Below are 15,995 nucleotides of genomic sequence, written 5' to 3'. Positions count from 1 at the left end.
TGAAAATCAGGAATGACGAACCTGATTTTACAAAACTGATCTTATAAACAAACAAGAAGGCGTGATTTATTTTGCCGCTAAGACGAAATTCATTTTCATTCCAGCTTCAGCATGACCGGGAATATTACATGCGACCTCAACGAATGGTTGTCCCATGAAATGCCATGTTATCTCGCCTTTCTCTCCCGCTTTTAAGCTGATCGTGCTGCCATCGCTGTGTTCCATGTTTGGCATTGATCGCATCATGTCGCGGTGCTTTTTCTGTTCATCAATACTGCCAATGGAAAACTCATGAGGTATCTGTCCATTATTAATGATAACGAAGCGGACAATATCACCTTGTTTAAGGTTCAGTGATGGTTCAAATTTTAGTTTCATATCATCACTCAGACTTACCTGAATTGTCTGAGTTGCCTGTTCAGCAGGCGCGGGCATACCCACTGCAGACATCATAGCGCCATGATCCATTTTACTGTGATCCATGTCGCCATGGTTCATCTTGCTATGATCCATACCTGCCATGTTCTTCATGTCCATACTGTCGTGGTCCATACCAGAGTGATCACCTGCTGCTAAAGCGGTGGTAGAAGAAAGAGCCAAAGTCAGTGCGAGTAATGTAAATACTTTCATTATTAATTCCTTTTCATTTTATTGATTGGCTGTGCTATTTGAGAGAGAAATAACACAGCCTTTTTACTTTGTTAGTTACTTTGTGATTTGCCTACTTCGTTAGCTAACGAGATAAATAGCTAAATCACTTCAATTTATGGCTTACTTCTTTCCATAGCTTAAAGACCGCAGGCAGTACAACGAGCGTAAGCAGTAGTGCTGATGCCATGCCGCCGATCATGGGCGCTGCAATACGCTGCATGACTTCAGATCCCGTACCATCACCATACATGATAGGAATGAGACCGATAATGACGGTTGCCACGGTCATCATTACGGGGCGAACACGTAAACCTGCGCCTTCTTTGATAGCCGTTGCAAGATCAGCCTTGCCTAAGGTTTGTTGGTTTTCTTCAGCGTGAAGCTGTTTGTAGTGCCAAGCTTGGTTGAGATAAACCAACATGATGACCCCGATTTCGACAGCAACACCTGATAAGGCAATGAAACCAACGCCAACAGCAATAGAGAAGTTATAGTTGAGGATATGCATAAGCCACAGACCACCTACCATCGCGAGTGGTAATGTACCCATGATAATCATGACTTCGCCCACACGACGGAAGCTGAGGTACAGCAATACCATTATGATCGCGATGGTTGCTGGAACCACGGTCGTTAAGCGGGCTTTAGCACGTTCCATGTATTCATATTGTCCTGACCAGACAAGTGAATAACCGGCAGGCAGCTTGAGCTGTTCAGCCACACGTTGTTGAGCCTCTTTCACGTATGAACCTAAATCTCGACCTTCAATATCGATAAATACCCAGCCATTTGGACGTGCGTTTTCTGTTTTGATCATAGGTGGACCATCTTCAAAACGTACATCAGCAACATCTGCCAGTGCGATACGCGCCCCATTAGGGGTAACAAGCGGTAAGGTTTGCAACTTGTCTAATGAATCTCGGTATTGTTGCGGGTAGCGTACATTGATAGGGTAGCGCTCTAAGCCTTCAATGGTTTCCCCTACATTCATGCCGCCAACAGCAGTACTGATCACCTGTTGGATATCCTGAATATTCAGCCCGTAACGCGCAGCAGCACGACGTTTGATATCGATAGTAAGGTAACGTCCACCCGCGACGCGTTCCGCATACACAGAGGTTGTGCCATCGATATCTTTCAGTACTTGCTCAAGCTGTTCGCCAATACCTTCAATCTCTTTTAGATCTGGTCCCGCAATCTTGACGCCAATAGGAGTTTTAATGCCTGTTGCCAGCATGTCGATACGGGTTTTAATCGGCATTACCCACGCATTCGTTACCCCAGGAAATTGCACTAGTGCATCGAGCTCTTTACGCAAACTTGCCTTGGTCACGCCTTCTCGCCATTCACTTTCAGGCTTAAATTGAATGATGGTTTCAACCATGGTTAATGGTGCCGGATCGGTCGCTGTTTCAGCTCGGCCAATTTTGCCCCATACGGTTTTGACTTCAGGAATTGTTTTGATCAGTTTATCGGTTTGTTGCAGTAGCTCTCTGGCTTTACCAATCGAAATTCCCGGGTAGGTGGTTGGCATGTACATCAAATCGCCTTCATCCAAAGGCGGGATGAATTCACTGCCCATTTTGTGTATTGGGTAATAAGCCGAGGCCATTAAAGCAAAAGCAATAATAATGATTGTTTTTGGAAAGCGTAGACTAAGGTTCAGCAATGGTCGGTATAAACCGACAACAGCACGGTTAACGGGGTTTTTGTGTTCAGGAAAAATATTGCCGCGAATGAAATACCCCATCAAAACAGGCACTAATGTGATCGCTAGGCCAGCAGAAGCTGCCATCGCGTAGGTTTTAGTGAATGCTAACGGCGAGAACATCTTGCCTTCTTGACCTTCAAGGGCAAATACGGGCACAAAGCTTAATGTAATGATTAATAGTGAGAAGAACAGCGGCGCACCGACTTCTTCTGCCGCTTTGGTGATCACTTGCCAACGGTTCTTATTGGTTAGCGGTGTTCGCTCAATATGCTTGTGTACGTTTTCTATCATTACGATCGCGCCGTCGACCATTGCACCAATGGCAATGGCAATACCGCCGAGTGACATAATATTGGCATTAATGCCTTGCCAGTGCATGATGATAAATGCGACCAAAATGCCAATGGGCATGCTGATCATAATGACCAACGATGAGCGAATGTGGAATAAGAATAGGGCGCAAACAATGATTACGACAATGAATTCTTCCAGCAATTTCTCATAGAGGTTTTCTACGGCATTATCGATGAGCTCTGAGCGATCATATGTGGGTACTATCTCAACGCCATCAGGCAAACTGCGCTGTAAATCGGCAAGTTTTGCTTTTACGTTATGGATCACTTCACGGGCATTTTCACCATAGCGCATCACAATGATGCCACCGACAGCCTCACCTTCGCCGTTTAACTCTGAAATACCTCGGCGCATTTGTGGACCAAGATTAATATCAGCAATATCACCGAGTAGTAGTGGTGTGCCTTTGTCCGTGACCTTCAATGGTACGTTTTTAAGGTCCGATATGCTTGAAATATACCCTGTTGCTCGCACCATATGCTCAGCTTCAGCCACTTCTATGACTGACGCGCCAGCTTCTTGGTTTCCAGCCTGAATTGCTTTGTTAACCTGCTGTAAGGTCAGGTTATAAGCGCGTAATTTTGAAGGATCAATCTGTACTTGGTATTGCTTGACCATTCCGCCAACGGTCGCAATTTCTGATACTCCATCAACTGTTTGCAGCTCATACTTTAAGAACCAGTCTTGCATGCTGCGTAATTCGCTTAAATCATGCTTACCTGTTTTGTCGGTCAGCACGTAGCTGTATACCCAGCCCACACCGGTAGCATCGGGCCCAAGGGTAGGTTTTGCGCTAGGTGGCAACTTAGGTGCGACCTGGCTCAAATACTCCAAAACACGCGAACGAGCCCAGTACATGTCGGTATCATCGTTGAAAATGATATAAACATAGGAATCGCCAAAGAAGGAATATCCCCGTACGGTTTCAGCCCCCGGCACAGCCAGCATGGCTGTTGTTAATGGGTAAGTAACTTGATCTTCAACGACTTGCGGTGCTTGCCCCGGGTAGCTGGTTTTTATAATAACCTGAACATCAGAGAGATCAGGAATAGCATCTATCGGGGTATTTTTAACGCTGTATATACCGGCGGCAACCAGAAATAACGTGGCAACAAGTACCATGAAACGGTTTTTGACCGACCAGCGAATGATAGCACTGATCATTGTGCAACCTCCGCATTGTTATTGGTATCGTTATCGGTATTTACTTGATCCACATCTGCGACAACATATTGGCCTTTTGCTGTTTTTTCGATTAGAAATCGAATGCTTTGACCGCCGACAAACTGGTTCATATCAACATCGTCTTTTACCATGAAATCCATTTGCATTGCGGGCCATTGCCACTCTGGAATAGGGGAGTGTTGGATGGTTAGCATTTTATGATCAAGCATAACGTTGCGAATAACACCTGTTGTCCAAGCCGAATTATCTGTTGATTGCTTTGCTGGTTGCTCCGTCGAATGACTAGCCATATCGTGTACTGGTGCGCTAACGGCTGTTTTGGTTTCGTTACGATTGCTTATTCGGCTGAGGTCGGCGCTTAAGCTTGATTCAGAATCTAATAAGAAATGTGAAGAAGTAACGATGGTATCGTTTGGATTGAGCCCTTTAACGATTTCGATTTGGTTTCCTGATTCACGGCCTGTTTCAACACGTGTTGAACGGAATTTACCATTACCTAATGCCAATACCACACGCGACATACCCGCAGAACGAATAACGGCTTGGTTAGGCACGAGCAAGACCTTATTATTGCTTTGTGGTATCAAGGTTATATTGGCAAACATGTTCGGTTTAAGAGCGCCGTCGGCGTTGGGGAATTTAAGGCGTACACGTAAGGTACGGGTGTTAGGATCAAGGATCGGGTAGACATAATCGATCTTACCTTGCCAATGCTTACCGGGTAGGGCGCCAAGCGTCATGTCAGCTGCTATACCAGACTGTATCCAGGTTGATTGGCGCTCGAATACTTCGGCATCAACCCAAATATTGTCTAATGAACCACCACTGATCACGTTTTGTGCTGGTGATAAATAAGCCCCAGTTCGTACGTTTAGGGCAGTAATAACGCCGTCAGCAGGAGCTTTGATGGCGATATTCTTAAAGGATTTACCTCTGCGCAATATGGCATTGATTTGATTGTTGTCGACACCTAGAGAAGAGAGGCGTTCTTTGGCCCCTTGTACAAGTACAGCTTTACCAATGCGTTTTGCGTTCAGTAATTCTTCTTGTGCCCGAACCAGCTCTGGTGAATAAAGATCGAATAAAACATCGCCTTTTTGTACTTTTTCACCAATAGCATTGATATTCAGCTTTTGGATCCAACCACTTACACGGCTGTTAATTTGCCATAACTGACTCTCATCAAAAGCGATGTAACCGACGGTGTTTATTTTTGGGGATAATTTATCATTAATGACACTGGTTGTTTTTACCCCTAAATTATTTTCAACGGCCGGAGAAATAAATACTGTTCCCGCGGGGTCTTTCTTTCCACCACTTTGTTCTTCTTCATAGAATGGGATCAAGTCCATTCCCATTGGTGACTTACCGGGTTTGTCACGCTGATAGTTAGGATCCATGGGGGCGACCCAATACAAAGGCTGTTTTTCACTGGAGGTCGCCGTTTCTTGAACATCATTGTTTTGAGAGAAAGTCGTTGCGGCAAAGTAGCCAAGTGCGCCGCCAATAGCCAATGTGATGACTGCGACTGAAAATGTCTTATTCATTGTTATTCCTAAAATTTATTTAACAGGTAAGCCAAGCCACTATTTGTTTTTTCTAAATCGGCTTGAAGACGCTCTTGTTCGATAGCCAATGTGAGTTCATCACTGGCGGCACGAATATATTCATCTAACTGGCTGGTATTGTTTTGATAGCCACGTTCAATGGCGCGCGTTTTTTCTTTAGCCCGTTTTAACAATGAATCTTGATAGCGTTCAATGCGTTGTTCTAGGTTGTAGCGATCAACTGTCAGTGCATTTATTTTGGCGTTCATTTGTTGAAGAAGAAGGTCGCGTTGCGATTTCGCCGCGCCAAGTTGATGCTGTGCTGAGGACAACTTTTTATCTTGGCGTTTTTCCGTAAACAGTGGGATATCCATAGTTAGGTAAACGCTCATTAAATCAGATGCCGGTTGGCCTCCCATGCCGTTGGCTTGTCGATAGCCATACATGACCTCAACACCAAATTCAGGCAGATAGGCTTCGTTGGCGATATCGATACCTGTTTCACTGCTTTTAATCAGTAAGTCGCTCATGCGAATAGACGGATGACTGACCAATGCTTGGTAATTATCTTCGGACGTTATCGATGAACTAGCCCCTGTACTTGTCGATAAATAATCATTAAGTACTACCCAACTTGGGTAGTTATTGGCTTGCATGGTAAAAGCATTATCGCCAATCCATTCTGATAGCTGAGCTTTGATTTTTTGCTGCATTTGTTGATTAGCTTGCAGCTTGTCATCAATAAGGCTGATTTGAAGCTGAGCTTGAATAATATCTTGAGTTTGATTTGAACCAACGCCGTAATTGGTACTGAGATAATGTTCAAGTTCTCTAAATAGCGTTTGGTTTTTCTGTAATAAGCCATAGACATTTTGCTGGAATACGAGCTCGTTCCATTGTGTGGTAATGGCATTTTCTAATTCGAGATCACGTATATCGGCTTTCTCACGAATGCTATTAGCTTGTTGATCACTTTGCTTCTGTTTTAAATCAAGCGTATTACCGCGTCCAAACTGTTGCATTAATCCAACAGAAATATTGGTCATAGGATCGTCATCGAAGGCAAAGCTATCAACCGGTAAACCACCAACGCCCACTTTGAGTTTTGGATCCATCCATTGAGAGGTTGCGACACCCATATCTTGGAGCGCATCTGCTTGATAATGTATTTGTTGAATACCAGCATCGTGCTCGATAGCCCAACTGATTAATCGTTTGAGTTCGGTGTTCGCATTTATTGATGCGTTCATTTGGGTGTTAGTAGACCCTGAATTTATTATATCCGTAGTCGCAAACACGGGCTGCACAGTGACAGTCATAAGTGTTAGTGCTAGTACGCGGGAAAGTATGCTTGGTTGCATAAATACATCCACTTTGTAGGTTTGATAACCATTTAAATAAGTTTCTAATCATCAACTTATATCGAATGGTATTACTGCTCCTTTAAATGACTTTCACTATTTAAAGGGTTTAATTACTGCGTAGCGACATAGAGAAAGGTGTTAAATATTCTAGATGCAGTTTTATAGCCAGCAGTGTGTTTACAGTGGGAGCTATGCTATCGGTGGGCGGAACAGGGTTTCTGTTCGCGCTATCGGGTTGAGGTTTAGTATTGATGGAGTAGGGTTGTTACGAAGAAGATGCGTAGTGAAAGCGAGATTAGTCGGAATCCAACCAGACACCACATTACATTGCGTCATGTCGCAGCAAGAGTCACTCATTTGCCCAGAGTGAGAGGCACAATTCATCATATTCATTGATGTTTGTACTGCTGTCGTGCTGGTCGTTGTTTGGTTTTCTCCCATCATACCGTGACAGCCCATAGGCATGTTCATCGCCGTCTTCGAGGTTGGAACTTTTGCTTTCGACGTGTTTATCGATATTGATGAAAGGGTATTACTCATTGGCTCCATACTGACAGACATGCCCATTACTGGCTTTGCAATCAAACTAATGATTACAACCAGTACGACAGCAAACAAATTGTCTGAACAGTATTTAACATTCATGTTTTAGTGCTATTACCTAAGTCATGATTAATTAAGCCACAAGTATGGCTACATAATGAGATAGTCGAAGCTTAAACCTTTCCCTAAGGGTAAGGTCAAGTGATTGAAGTATAGTAAGCGTAGTATTTATTTGTGGCTCATTTTTGCGAATTAATTGAACAAAAAAGCCAACAGCATAATGACAGTAAACAGTACAGCAACAACTTTCAAGAGTAATCCTATATTATTTGAACCGCCATTCGGTGGTTGATTGCAACATCCCATTTTCATTTCCTTAATCTTAGTGATCGTTATTACTAGGGGAATAGTGATTTGGGTATAGGTACGCCTAATGATTGTATTTGTCATTCATCACTTTTTATTTTTATTACACGAGCAATAAAAACGAGGTCTTGTGCTTGAGGTTCCCCTAGGGTTAAGGCGTATCGTAATGGGTTTTGTTTAAAAATATACTTTGATAGTCAAACAATATGATGTCAGAATACTTTGATTATCAAACTATATATCTATCAAATCATTTGTTTTGTCGCATTATATGATTTCAAGATAGAACGTTTAAACGAAGTGGATATGGAGAAGTCGGTGAACACACAATCATTAGCAGCATGGAAACATAGACATGATTTTGTCTCGTTAAATCATAGCGGAGAGAGGCGAACTTATTATGTGTTATGCCTAACACTAGTGATGATGGTGGCAGAAATTGTTGCAGGTACCGTATTTGGTTCTATGGCGTTACTTGCAGATGGTTGGCATATGGGCACACATGCAGCGGCATTCATGATCACTATTTTTGCTTATCGTTACGCCCGTAAACATGCGAATAGTGACGGCTTTTCTTTTGGTACTGGTAAGGTGAGTGTACTCGGTGGCTTTACCAGTGCGGTAGCTTTAGGGCTGGTGGCATTAGTCATGCTGGTTGAATCATTACAGCGTTTATGGTCTCCAGAGGCGATTCAATTTAATGAAGCTATTGCGGTCGCGGTATTAGGTTTAATCATTAATATTGTGAGTGTATTTTTGCTGAAAGATGATCACCACCATGATCATTCACATCACGATCACGGGCATGCCACTGATCACCAAGGCGAGCATCATCATGATCACAACTTAAAAGCAGCTTATTTTCACGTAATGGCAGATGCACTTACATCATTATTGGCTATTGTAGCGCTTATTTTTGGTAAGTATTTGGGCTGGAACTGGCTTGATGCATTTATGGGTATCGTTGGTGCGGTTATTATTACCCGTTGGGCTTATGGTCTAATGAAACAGACCGGACCTATATTATTAGATCAAAGTATTGATGAGGAATATCGCCAGAAAATCATCAGTCAATTAGAGGCTGATAATGATGATCGAGTCAGTGATATTCATATTTGGAAAGTCAGCGCCGATCATTATGCTGCAATGATTTCGGTTGTGAGCACAAAGCCTAAATTGGTTGAGGAATACAAGCAATTACTGGTAAATTTCGCTAAGATTAGCCACCTGACCATTGAAGTTAATGAGTGTCGAAGTGCTTAGCTTCGGCTGCGGATATTGAATGAAAGATATTGAACAGTTAAATCACACGATCATTGAATTTTACGAGAAGCTGTCCTCTTGGGAGCAATCTGTTGTACGCGGGAAAGGCTTTTCTTTACCGCAGGTGCATATTGTTGAAATTCTGGGGGCTCATGGCGCAATGCGAATGAAAGAGCTAGCAGATAAAATTGGTGTGACAACAGGAACGTTAACTGTTCAAGTCGATAAAATGGTGCAGGCTGAATTAATACAACGCCGCCCGCATGAGTCAGATCGCCGTTCTATTCTCGTTGATTTAACCGAGAAAGGGGTAGAGATGTATCAAGAGCACGATCATTTGCATTTATCGTTAACTCAAGATATTACCGCTCAGTTAGATGATGTTGAGCGAAAAAATTTATTGATGTATCTGACAAAAATGAACCAAGAGTTCTAAGGAATCTTGGTACAGAATGTTGAAAAATATAAAGGAGAGGTAATCCCTCTCCTTTATTGTTATTCGCAGTAAATCAAATATTTTAATTCGAGCTATGCAGCTGTTTTGTCTTTAACAATTTCAGTTGCAGGTGGCTCTGCGATGGCTTTGGCTTCAACCGTTTCAGTTGCAGGTGACTCTGCGATGGCTTCGGCTTTAACCGTTTCAGTTGCAGGTGTTTCTGCGATGGCTTCGGCTTCAACTATTTCAGTTGCAGGCGCTTCAATTACAGCTGCTGTTTTTACTTCTTCTGCTTTAGTTGAGGCTAGCATTGTTGCTTCTTGAACCATTACAGCTTCAGCTAATTGTGACTTTAAAGCAGCAATAAGGTCATTTTGACTTTCTTGGTTAGCTTTGATGTAGGCAATAACGTGTTTTCCTTGTTGAAGAACAGGTTGATCACGTACATCACCTGAATCTAGAGCGGCACTAATATCAGTTAAGATATGCTCATAACTTAGGATATGGCGTTCATAATCTTTATCTGGCATGGCTTTTAGATTTTGTACGGCGGTTGCTATTAGCTGTGAGTGAGCAAGTTCAAAACGGGTTTCTTCTGCTTTCTGTGTAATGGAAGAAATAGCACGGGGTTCTGTTGCAATAAATGTTTCTGACGCTTTTAGTTTGGCTTCAGCATGTAGTAATGTTTTTGGCGCGTGCTGTGCGACACCTGCCTTCTTCTGGCGTTGAAGTTCTTTTTGGTTATCAGCTAAATAGATTTTTGTGATTGTTCTTACTTCTAGATTATGCTGTTTTCGAACAAGTTCAGGTTGGGATTTAATCGCCCGATCTTTATTATCGTTAGCCACGTAATCAACCAATGTTTTAAGTTGACGTTCTAGCTGCTGTGCTGTTTTAGGATAATGTTTTTTAGCATCAATTTTTTCAAGTTGTTTTCGGTAGTTCAATGCATCTTCTAATACAGTCACTGTTTCAACATATATTGATTTTGCTTTATTTAAATTATCTGTAAACGTATCTAATGATTCTGTTGTTGCTTGAAGGTATGTTGTCGAGGTAAAAAGCCCAATACTATTATTCATTTTTGAAGAGTCAGATTTATACTCTAAAAAATATTCTTTGGCTTCTTTTAATGCGGCTTTTGCGTCAGTAATTTGACGAGTAGCAAACCATGTCAGATTTTTAGCTTCCGCTGCCTTTAATGCGATCTCTGCGTCATTAATCTCTGTTTTAAATGCATTAATTTTATCTTGTAGTTGTTCTTGATTGGTCTGCGGATCCACATTTGCTGTAGTATCTAAATCTGATGCACAACCTGATAACGTGATTACAGCTGCAATAACTGCAATACGAAATTCCTTTTTCATAAATAAACCTTATATAACGAAGTATGTTAGAAATAAAAAACGACCACCAATAAATTATTTTTATTTTATATTATGGTGGCATAAGTTATTTATTATAAGGCTTTTAAATTTAGGCGGAAATGAAAATATATATATAATGCTAAAGAGGAGATTTTAAAAGATGGCCATTACCTTGCCAAGAAAGAGTCAATATAATGACTCCATTGTTTCAGGATACTCTTGGGCATGAGGGGATAAATCGACAATTATTGTATTTTTGATTCTAGATCTTTTTTGATGATTTCAAGTGCAGCAAGTGCAATTTCTGGTTTTATCTCGTTGCTTTCTAACAAATAGATTAGATCAACAGCAAGCTTGATCTCTTCTGGTGCATCAGAAAGAGGTGAAGGAGTCTTATCTTTGGTTCTAATATCTTTTGACATAATAGAGCTCTGAGTTGAATGTTGATAATTGATCATACAGCAATGGTGTTATTTATAAATATCGAGAGCGGCATGAATTAGTTGTGCATGTAGTTCCACCAGTGTTTGGTGATCTTCTCGATAGCCTCCACCAATCACAGCTGCGACAGGAATATTTTCCTGTTCACATGTACTGAAGACAAAGTGGTCACGCTGATATAGGCCCTCTTGGCAAACAGCAAAATAGCCGAGTTCATCATCTTTATGAATATCGACTCCCGCATCATAAAGCACTAAATCCGGCTGATGTTGTGCCAGCGCAAGTGTATAAATGGCTTTGAACGTATCAAGGTAGTCTTTACTTGAGGTGTTTTTTGGTAGTGCTAGGTCGATATCTGAGTCGGGCTTTCGGGCTGGAAAATTTTTATCGCAATGCACCGAAAAGGTAATAATGTCATCGTGTTTCGCCAGTAACGTTGCGGTGCCATCGCCATGGTGTACATCACAATCGACAATCATGACTTTATCGACACCATTAAGGGTGAGTGCATGATGAGCTGCTAGGGCTAAATCATTAAATAAACAAAACCCGCTGCCGAAATCATGATGAGCATGATGGTAGCCCCCACTCAAATGTATGGCGATACCATGCTGATGAGCAAGCTCAACCGTAAGCTGCGTGCCTGCGGTAGACATAAGCGTACGGTCGATGAGCTGCTGGCTCCAGGGAAAACCAATTCGACGCATTTTTGCTGCGGGTAAAGTATTGTTGATAAGCGCGTCAACGTAATCGCTATTGTGTAAACGTTTTATGTTATCTGATGTTAGTGTGTTTGGCTGATGAAATTTAACTGACGTTTGTTTATCTATAGGCAGTGAATCATTTAGATATTGGTATAAACGACGATATTTACTGATAGGGTAACGATGCGCTGGCGGTAAATCCAGCTGAGAATATATAGGGTGGTAGACAAGAGGCAACATCAATTAACGGCCTCGTTCACTTTGGCTAATACTCTTTTCAATATTGGCTAATGATGAACGGCATCGAGTTAAGCGACCTTCAAGCGCTAATACTTCTTTTTGCATGCTTTGCTGCTCTGCGTAAGTACCACAACGATTAAGTTGCATTTCTTTATCGCGAACCATGGCCGCTAATCGGCTTTCCCACTCTTTGTGTTTGGCCAGATCTTGGCGTAATTCATTAATGGGTTTACGCCAGCCTGCTTTTTTTCTCGGCTCGTTTTTACGAATATTTTGTGTGGCAATTTCGCGCTGCACTGCTTGAATCTGAGCGACAACACTTTCGCAGATGTATTGAGTACGTGATGCAAGTAATTTTCCTGCTTGACGTTCTTGGCGTAAAGCCGAGATTTCATGCTGAATCTCTTTCACGCAAGGCGTGAGTAATTTACTGCGACAATGAAACAGCTGCTCATCAAACAAAGGGTATTTTGCTTCTTTTCGTTGGTGATCAATCTGTATCGCTTCGTGAAGGAGCTGGTCTACGATAGCTTCTAAACGTGAAAGATCAGACATAAAAAATACCTTAATTAAAACCAAGCTTGCCAAGCAAGTTTACCAGCAAGAATAACCACCACAGTGATAAATACTGGGCGAATAAATTTAGCACCAAAACGAATGGCTGAATGCGCCCCGAGAAATGCCCCTAACATAATACAGGCACCCATTGTTAAACCTAAAGCATAATTAATTTGCCCTAAGATAGCGAAGGTGATTAAAGAGGTAATATTGCTGGTGAAGTTCATGGCTTTTGCTAAGCCTGAAGCGCGCAAAATATCGAGCTGATACATTGCCATGCTTGATACTGTCCAGAATGCTCCTGTACCAGGTCCGACTAAACCATCGTAGAAACCGAGCGAACCACCTTGAAACCATTGTTTTTTCATTAGCGCTTTACTTGGCTCTGGTAGCTTGCTGCTATCTCCTTTTGGGTGTGGGTGCCAAATAGTGTATACGGCAATAGCTAAGATAACGAGAGGTAGCCCTTTCTCTAACCAACTTGTGCTAATGATATTCACGACTAAGGTGCCCAAAATAGCGCCAATGAATGTCGCTATAAACGAAGCGCGCCAAAAAAGAGGAGAGAATAATTGTTTACGATAGTAAGTCCATGCCGCAGTAGACGATGCGAAAGTGGCGGCCAACTTATTGGTACCTAACGCAATATGAGGAGGTAATCCGAGTGATAGAAGCGCGGGTACTGTTAGCATTCCTCCACCACCAGCAACTGCATCTATAAATCCAGCAGAAAAAGCAATAAGGCCGAGCATGACCATCATACTCGGCTCAATCATATCTAACATTTCTAATTAATCTTATTCAATGTATTTGTCAGCTTAATAATCTGAGTTGATCGCATTAAGTGTACTCTATTACGCGTTTAAATGGTGGTAGTGAATCCAATAAGGCTTTACCGTAACGACGGTTTATTATTCTTCGATCAAGCAGTACGACTCGACCTGTGTCTTCTTCTTTACGCAGTAATCTACCCACAGATTGAATCAGCTTTTTACTGGCTTCTGGCACTGAAATTTGCATAAATGGATTACCACCACAGCTTTCGATGTATTCCGCATGGGCTTCTTCTACTGGTGAGGTCGGTACACCGAATGGGATTTTTGTAATTATCAAGTTTTTTAATAAATTCCCCGGCAAATCAAGACCTTCCGAGAAGCTTCCAGTGCCAAATAAAATGCTTGGCTTACCGTTTTTACAGTTTTCTTTATGTTTTTTTAGAGTTATGTGGCGTGATTCTTCACCTTGTACCAATAATCCCCATTTGTTTTTCTTGGCGAGTGGGCGTAATTCATCAGCAACTTTATTCATCTGCCAGTATGATGAAAAGAGCACGAGACTGGCCGTTTCACCTTCTAAATATTCTGGCAATGTTTTGATTAATAGATCGGTAAATTTATCTGCTTGAGGTTCAAGGGATAAGGCTGGAATAACTAAGCGAGCGTTATTTTGATAATCAAACGGTGAAGCAAGGGCTAAAAATCGCGTGCTGTCCATTTCATAGATACCCACCTGACGACAAAAGTAAGTAAATTGGTTTAAAGCACGCAGCGTTGCTGAGACCAAAATGGCACCAGCTGCACGGCTCCATAATAACTGATCTAACCGGTAACCAACTTCAAGTGGTGAAACCTGAATAATATAGTCTCCTTCGTTATCTGGGTTTTTTTCTATCCAGCGTGCAAGTGGGGCACCTTTATCTTTTTTGGGCTGTGCCATCAATGCCCATACTTTTTCTAAATTTTCTAAACGTTGTAGGTAAACACCTGATTCAGCAAGGGCTTGTTCACCTAAGCGTTGTTGTATTTCGTTGTCTTTCAAGCGCTCAGAAATTAAGTCGTGTATTTTACCTAATGATTGCAAGGCTTTTTTACTGGCATCTTTGCAGCCTTTTGCTTCTTGTTCTAACCATGCTGGTAATTCACCGTGTTCAAAACGGTAGATACCATCTTTACTGAACATACCGGCATCAACATTATTGGCTACTTGTCGCAATGTCGGAATAAGGTGTTGAATATTTTCTAAAATAGCATCTTGGAAGCGGGCGGCTTTTTTATAATCAGCCAACTCTGCCAGTTTTCCAATGGTCTGGTTTAACTTTTCTAGCCAAGTAGCCGCACCTTTTAAGCTGGATGCCGCTGACGAGAAGTCTCTCGCGACCTTCGGTAAGTGGTGCGCTTCATCAATCACATAAATGGTTTGCTCTGGTTCGGGTAAAATTACCCCACCACCTAATTCAATATCAGCCATTAGCAAAGCATGGTTAGCAATAATGACATCGGCTTTGTCTAAGTGTTCTCTCGCTTTCGCAAATGGACAACTACGGTGTTTGGGCAAACCGGCATGGCAGCTGTGTTTATCGGCCATTATTTGTGGCCAGACGCGATCTGGAATGGTTGTCGGCCAACTGTCGCGGTCACCATCCCACTTACCGTCTTGAGTGGCTTTAAGCATTCTTCTTAAAAGATCTAAATCCGACTTTTTAGGTTTTTCTTCCCATAATGCCACTTGTTGGTCGTTATCTGTGGCGCAACAGGCTTCTAATTTGTGGGTGCAGCAATAGCGCTGACGCCCCTTAGCCAGAATGAAGCTGAATTCTTTTGGGTAAATACGATTAAATAATGGCAAATCTTTGTTAATTAATTGTTCTTGTAATGCCACTGTTGCGGTCGAAATCAGTAACTTCTTATTATTGAAAAGTGCAAAGGGGATCCCTCCAAGTAAGTAAGCGAGTGACTTACCAATACCTGTACCTGCTTCACCCACCAACATTCGGTGCTTCTGATGATATTCACCAGCCAGTGTTTTAGCAATTTCAGCTACAAGGTAGTTCTGTGCACGACGAGGGATAAAATTATCCAGCTGGTTTCCCAGATTCTCATAGCATTGTTTGATATCACTTTTAATCTGACTGTGTAACATCTCTGAAACTTCATAATGGTAAGGGAGTGCATTATAGCACGAAGCTCTAAATGTGAGCGGAGACTAATTTCTGTATATTTTATAAATAAAGTGAGACGGATATCACGAAATTAGATTGAACCTTATAAAACAGTTATCTAAATATACCAAGGCAGAATAAAAAAACTATAAAAACCGATGTTTTATAATATTAAAGGTCTGGTTTTGGTGCGTAATAATCATTATTTTAGTGTTTTATCCTGTTTGTTACAGTTTAGAAATTAGGTTGATCTGGTTGGTTTTAGTGGAATTAGTGGTCGCTATGTAGTCTTTTTTATGGGTATGTGTTTGTTTTAAAGTGGCTTTT

13 protein-coding genes are annotated in these 15,995 nt (G+C 41.8%); 2 read left to right on the top strand and 11 right to left on the bottom strand.

From position 1 onward, the window contains the following. Positions 1–66: 66 nt before the first annotated feature. The 5 genes from C9J48_RS03390 to C9J48_RS03370 all read right to left on the bottom strand — a co-directional run bounded on the left by C9J48_RS03390 (position 67) and on the right by C9J48_RS03370 (position 7,457). Positions 67–630: a cupredoxin family protein gene (locus C9J48_RS03390; RefSeq protein WP_006231063.1), complete on the bottom strand. Its 564-nt coding sequence runs from the start codon at positions 628–630 to the stop codon at positions 67–69. Positions 631–754: 124 nt separating this feature from the next. Next, complete coding sequence (locus tag C9J48_RS03385; protein ID WP_006231064.1) at positions 755–3,880, bottom strand: efflux RND transporter permease subunit; 3,126 nt, start codon at positions 3,878–3,880, stop codon at positions 755–757. After that, positions 3,877–5,448 (bottom strand): efflux RND transporter periplasmic adaptor subunit, encoded by a 1,572-nt coding sequence (locus tag C9J48_RS03380; RefSeq protein WP_006231065.1) that lies wholly within the window; start codon positions 5,446–5,448, stop codon positions 3,877–3,879. The genes C9J48_RS03385 and C9J48_RS03380 overlap by 4 nt, the downstream gene beginning before the upstream one ends. 8 nt (positions 5,449–5,456) lie before the next feature. Then, the gene (locus C9J48_RS03375) at positions 5,457–6,809 is read right to left on the bottom strand and encodes a TolC family protein (RefSeq protein ID WP_006231066.1); all 1,353 of its coding nucleotides are present in this window, start codon (positions 6,807–6,809) and stop codon (positions 5,457–5,459) included. Positions 6,810–7,001: 192 nt separating this feature from the next. After that, positions 7,002–7,457: a hypothetical protein gene (locus C9J48_RS03370; RefSeq protein ID WP_006231067.1), complete on the bottom strand. Its 456-nt coding sequence runs from the start codon at positions 7,455–7,457 to the stop codon at positions 7,002–7,004. A 570-nt stretch (positions 7,458–8,027) separates the two neighbouring features. Between C9J48_RS03370 and dmeF the strand changes: the two genes are divergently transcribed. Next, a complete protein-coding gene (dmeF, locus tag C9J48_RS03360; RefSeq protein WP_036803310.1) occupies positions 8,028–8,984 on the top strand; it encodes a CDF family Co(II)/Ni(II) efflux transporter DmeF in 957 nt (318 codons plus the stop codon). Positions 8,985–9,003: 19 nt separating this feature from the next. Next, complete coding sequence (locus C9J48_RS03355; RefSeq protein ID WP_006231069.1) at positions 9,004–9,420, top strand: MarR family winged helix-turn-helix transcriptional regulator; 417 nt, start codon at positions 9,004–9,006, stop codon at positions 9,418–9,420. Positions 9,421–9,512: 92 nt separating this feature from the next. On the opposite strand, the gene C9J48_RS03350 is transcribed toward C9J48_RS03355, so the two are convergent. From C9J48_RS03350 to dinG, 6 genes are all read right to left on the bottom strand, one after another. Then, a complete protein-coding gene (locus tag C9J48_RS03350; RefSeq protein ID WP_006231070.1) occupies positions 9,513–10,787 on the bottom strand; it encodes a hypothetical protein in 1,275 nt (424 codons plus the stop codon). Between the two features lie 245 nt (positions 10,788–11,032). After that, on the bottom strand, positions 11,033–11,209 hold the full coding sequence (rsmS, locus tag C9J48_RS03345; RefSeq protein WP_006231071.1) for a pleiotropic regulatory protein RsmS: 177 nt from the start codon (positions 11,207–11,209) through the stop codon (positions 11,033–11,035). Between the two features lie 48 nt (positions 11,210–11,257). Beyond that, the gene (locus C9J48_RS03340) at positions 11,258–12,172 is read right to left on the bottom strand and encodes a histone deacetylase family protein (RefSeq protein WP_006231072.1); all 915 of its coding nucleotides are present in this window, start codon (positions 12,170–12,172) and stop codon (positions 11,258–11,260) included. A 3-nt stretch (positions 12,173–12,175) separates the two neighbouring features. Next, the gene (gene priC, locus C9J48_RS03335) at positions 12,176–12,727 is read right to left on the bottom strand and encodes a primosomal replication protein PriC (RefSeq protein ID WP_006231073.1); all 552 of its coding nucleotides are present in this window, start codon (positions 12,725–12,727) and stop codon (positions 12,176–12,178) included. A 14-nt stretch (positions 12,728–12,741) separates the two neighbouring features. Continuing rightward, complete coding sequence (locus tag C9J48_RS03330; protein WP_006231074.1) at positions 12,742–13,515, bottom strand: sulfite exporter TauE/SafE family protein; 774 nt, start codon at positions 13,513–13,515, stop codon at positions 12,742–12,744. Positions 13,516–13,570: 55 nt separating this feature from the next. Then, positions 13,571–15,649, bottom strand: coding sequence for an ATP-dependent DNA helicase DinG (gene dinG / locus C9J48_RS03325; RefSeq protein ID WP_006231075.1), 2,079 nt, complete (start codon positions 15,647–15,649; stop codon positions 13,571–13,573). Positions 15,650–15,995: the final 346 nt, after the last annotated feature.

This window comes from Photobacterium profundum, assembly GCF_003026285.1.
GTDB classification, from domain to species: Bacteria; Pseudomonadota; Gammaproteobacteria; order Enterobacterales; family Vibrionaceae; genus Photobacterium; species Photobacterium profundum.
Note: the sequence above shows the minus strand (reverse complement) of the source record. Positions and strands in the feature narration are given on the sequence as shown.

What these genes read in the sequence shown, in the direction of transcription:
- C9J48_RS03385 (WP_006231064.1), bottom strand. Translation starts at nt 3,880, where the DNA reads ATGATCAGTGCTATCATTCGCTGGTCGGTCAAAAACCGTTTCATGGTA.
- C9J48_RS03380 (WP_006231065.1), bottom strand. Translation starts at nt 5,448, where the DNA reads ATGAATAAGACATTTTCAGTCGCAGTCATCACATTGGCTATTGGCGGC.
- C9J48_RS03370 (WP_006231067.1), bottom strand. Translation starts at nt 7,457, where the DNA reads ATGAATGTTAAATACTGTTCAGACAATTTGTTTGCTGTCGTACTGGTT.
- C9J48_RS03330 (WP_006231074.1), bottom strand. Translation starts at nt 13,515, where the DNA reads ATGTTAGATATGATTGAGCCGAGTATGATGGTCATGCTCGGCCTTATT.
- C9J48_RS03375 (WP_006231066.1), bottom strand. Translation starts at nt 6,809, where the DNA reads ATGCAACCAAGCATACTTTCCCGCGTACTAGCACTAACACTTATGACT.
- dinG (WP_006231075.1), bottom strand. Translation starts at nt 15,649, where the DNA reads ATGTTACACAGTCAGATTAAAAGTGATATCAAACAATGCTATGAGAAT.
- C9J48_RS03340 (WP_006231072.1), bottom strand. Translation starts at nt 12,172, where the DNA reads ATGTTGCCTCTTGTCTACCACCCTATATATTCTCAGCTGGATTTACCG.
- C9J48_RS03355 (WP_006231069.1), top strand. Translation starts at nt 9,004, where the DNA reads ATGAAAGATATTGAACAGTTAAATCACACGATCATTGAATTTTACGAG.
- C9J48_RS03390 (WP_006231063.1), bottom strand. Translation starts at nt 630, where the DNA reads ATGAAAGTATTTACATTACTCGCACTGACTTTGGCTCTTTCTTCTACC.
- rsmS (WP_006231071.1), bottom strand. Translation starts at nt 11,209, where the DNA reads ATGTCAAAAGATATTAGAACCAAAGATAAGACTCCTTCACCTCTTTCT.
- C9J48_RS03350 (WP_006231070.1), bottom strand. Translation starts at nt 10,787, where the DNA reads ATGAAAAAGGAATTTCGTATTGCAGTTATTGCAGCTGTAATCACGTTA.
- dmeF (WP_036803310.1), top strand. Translation starts at nt 8,028, where the DNA reads ATGGAGAAGTCGGTGAACACACAATCATTAGCAGCATGGAAACATAGA.
- priC (WP_006231073.1), bottom strand. Translation starts at nt 12,727, where the DNA reads ATGTCTGATCTTTCACGTTTAGAAGCTATCGTAGACCAGCTCCTTCAC.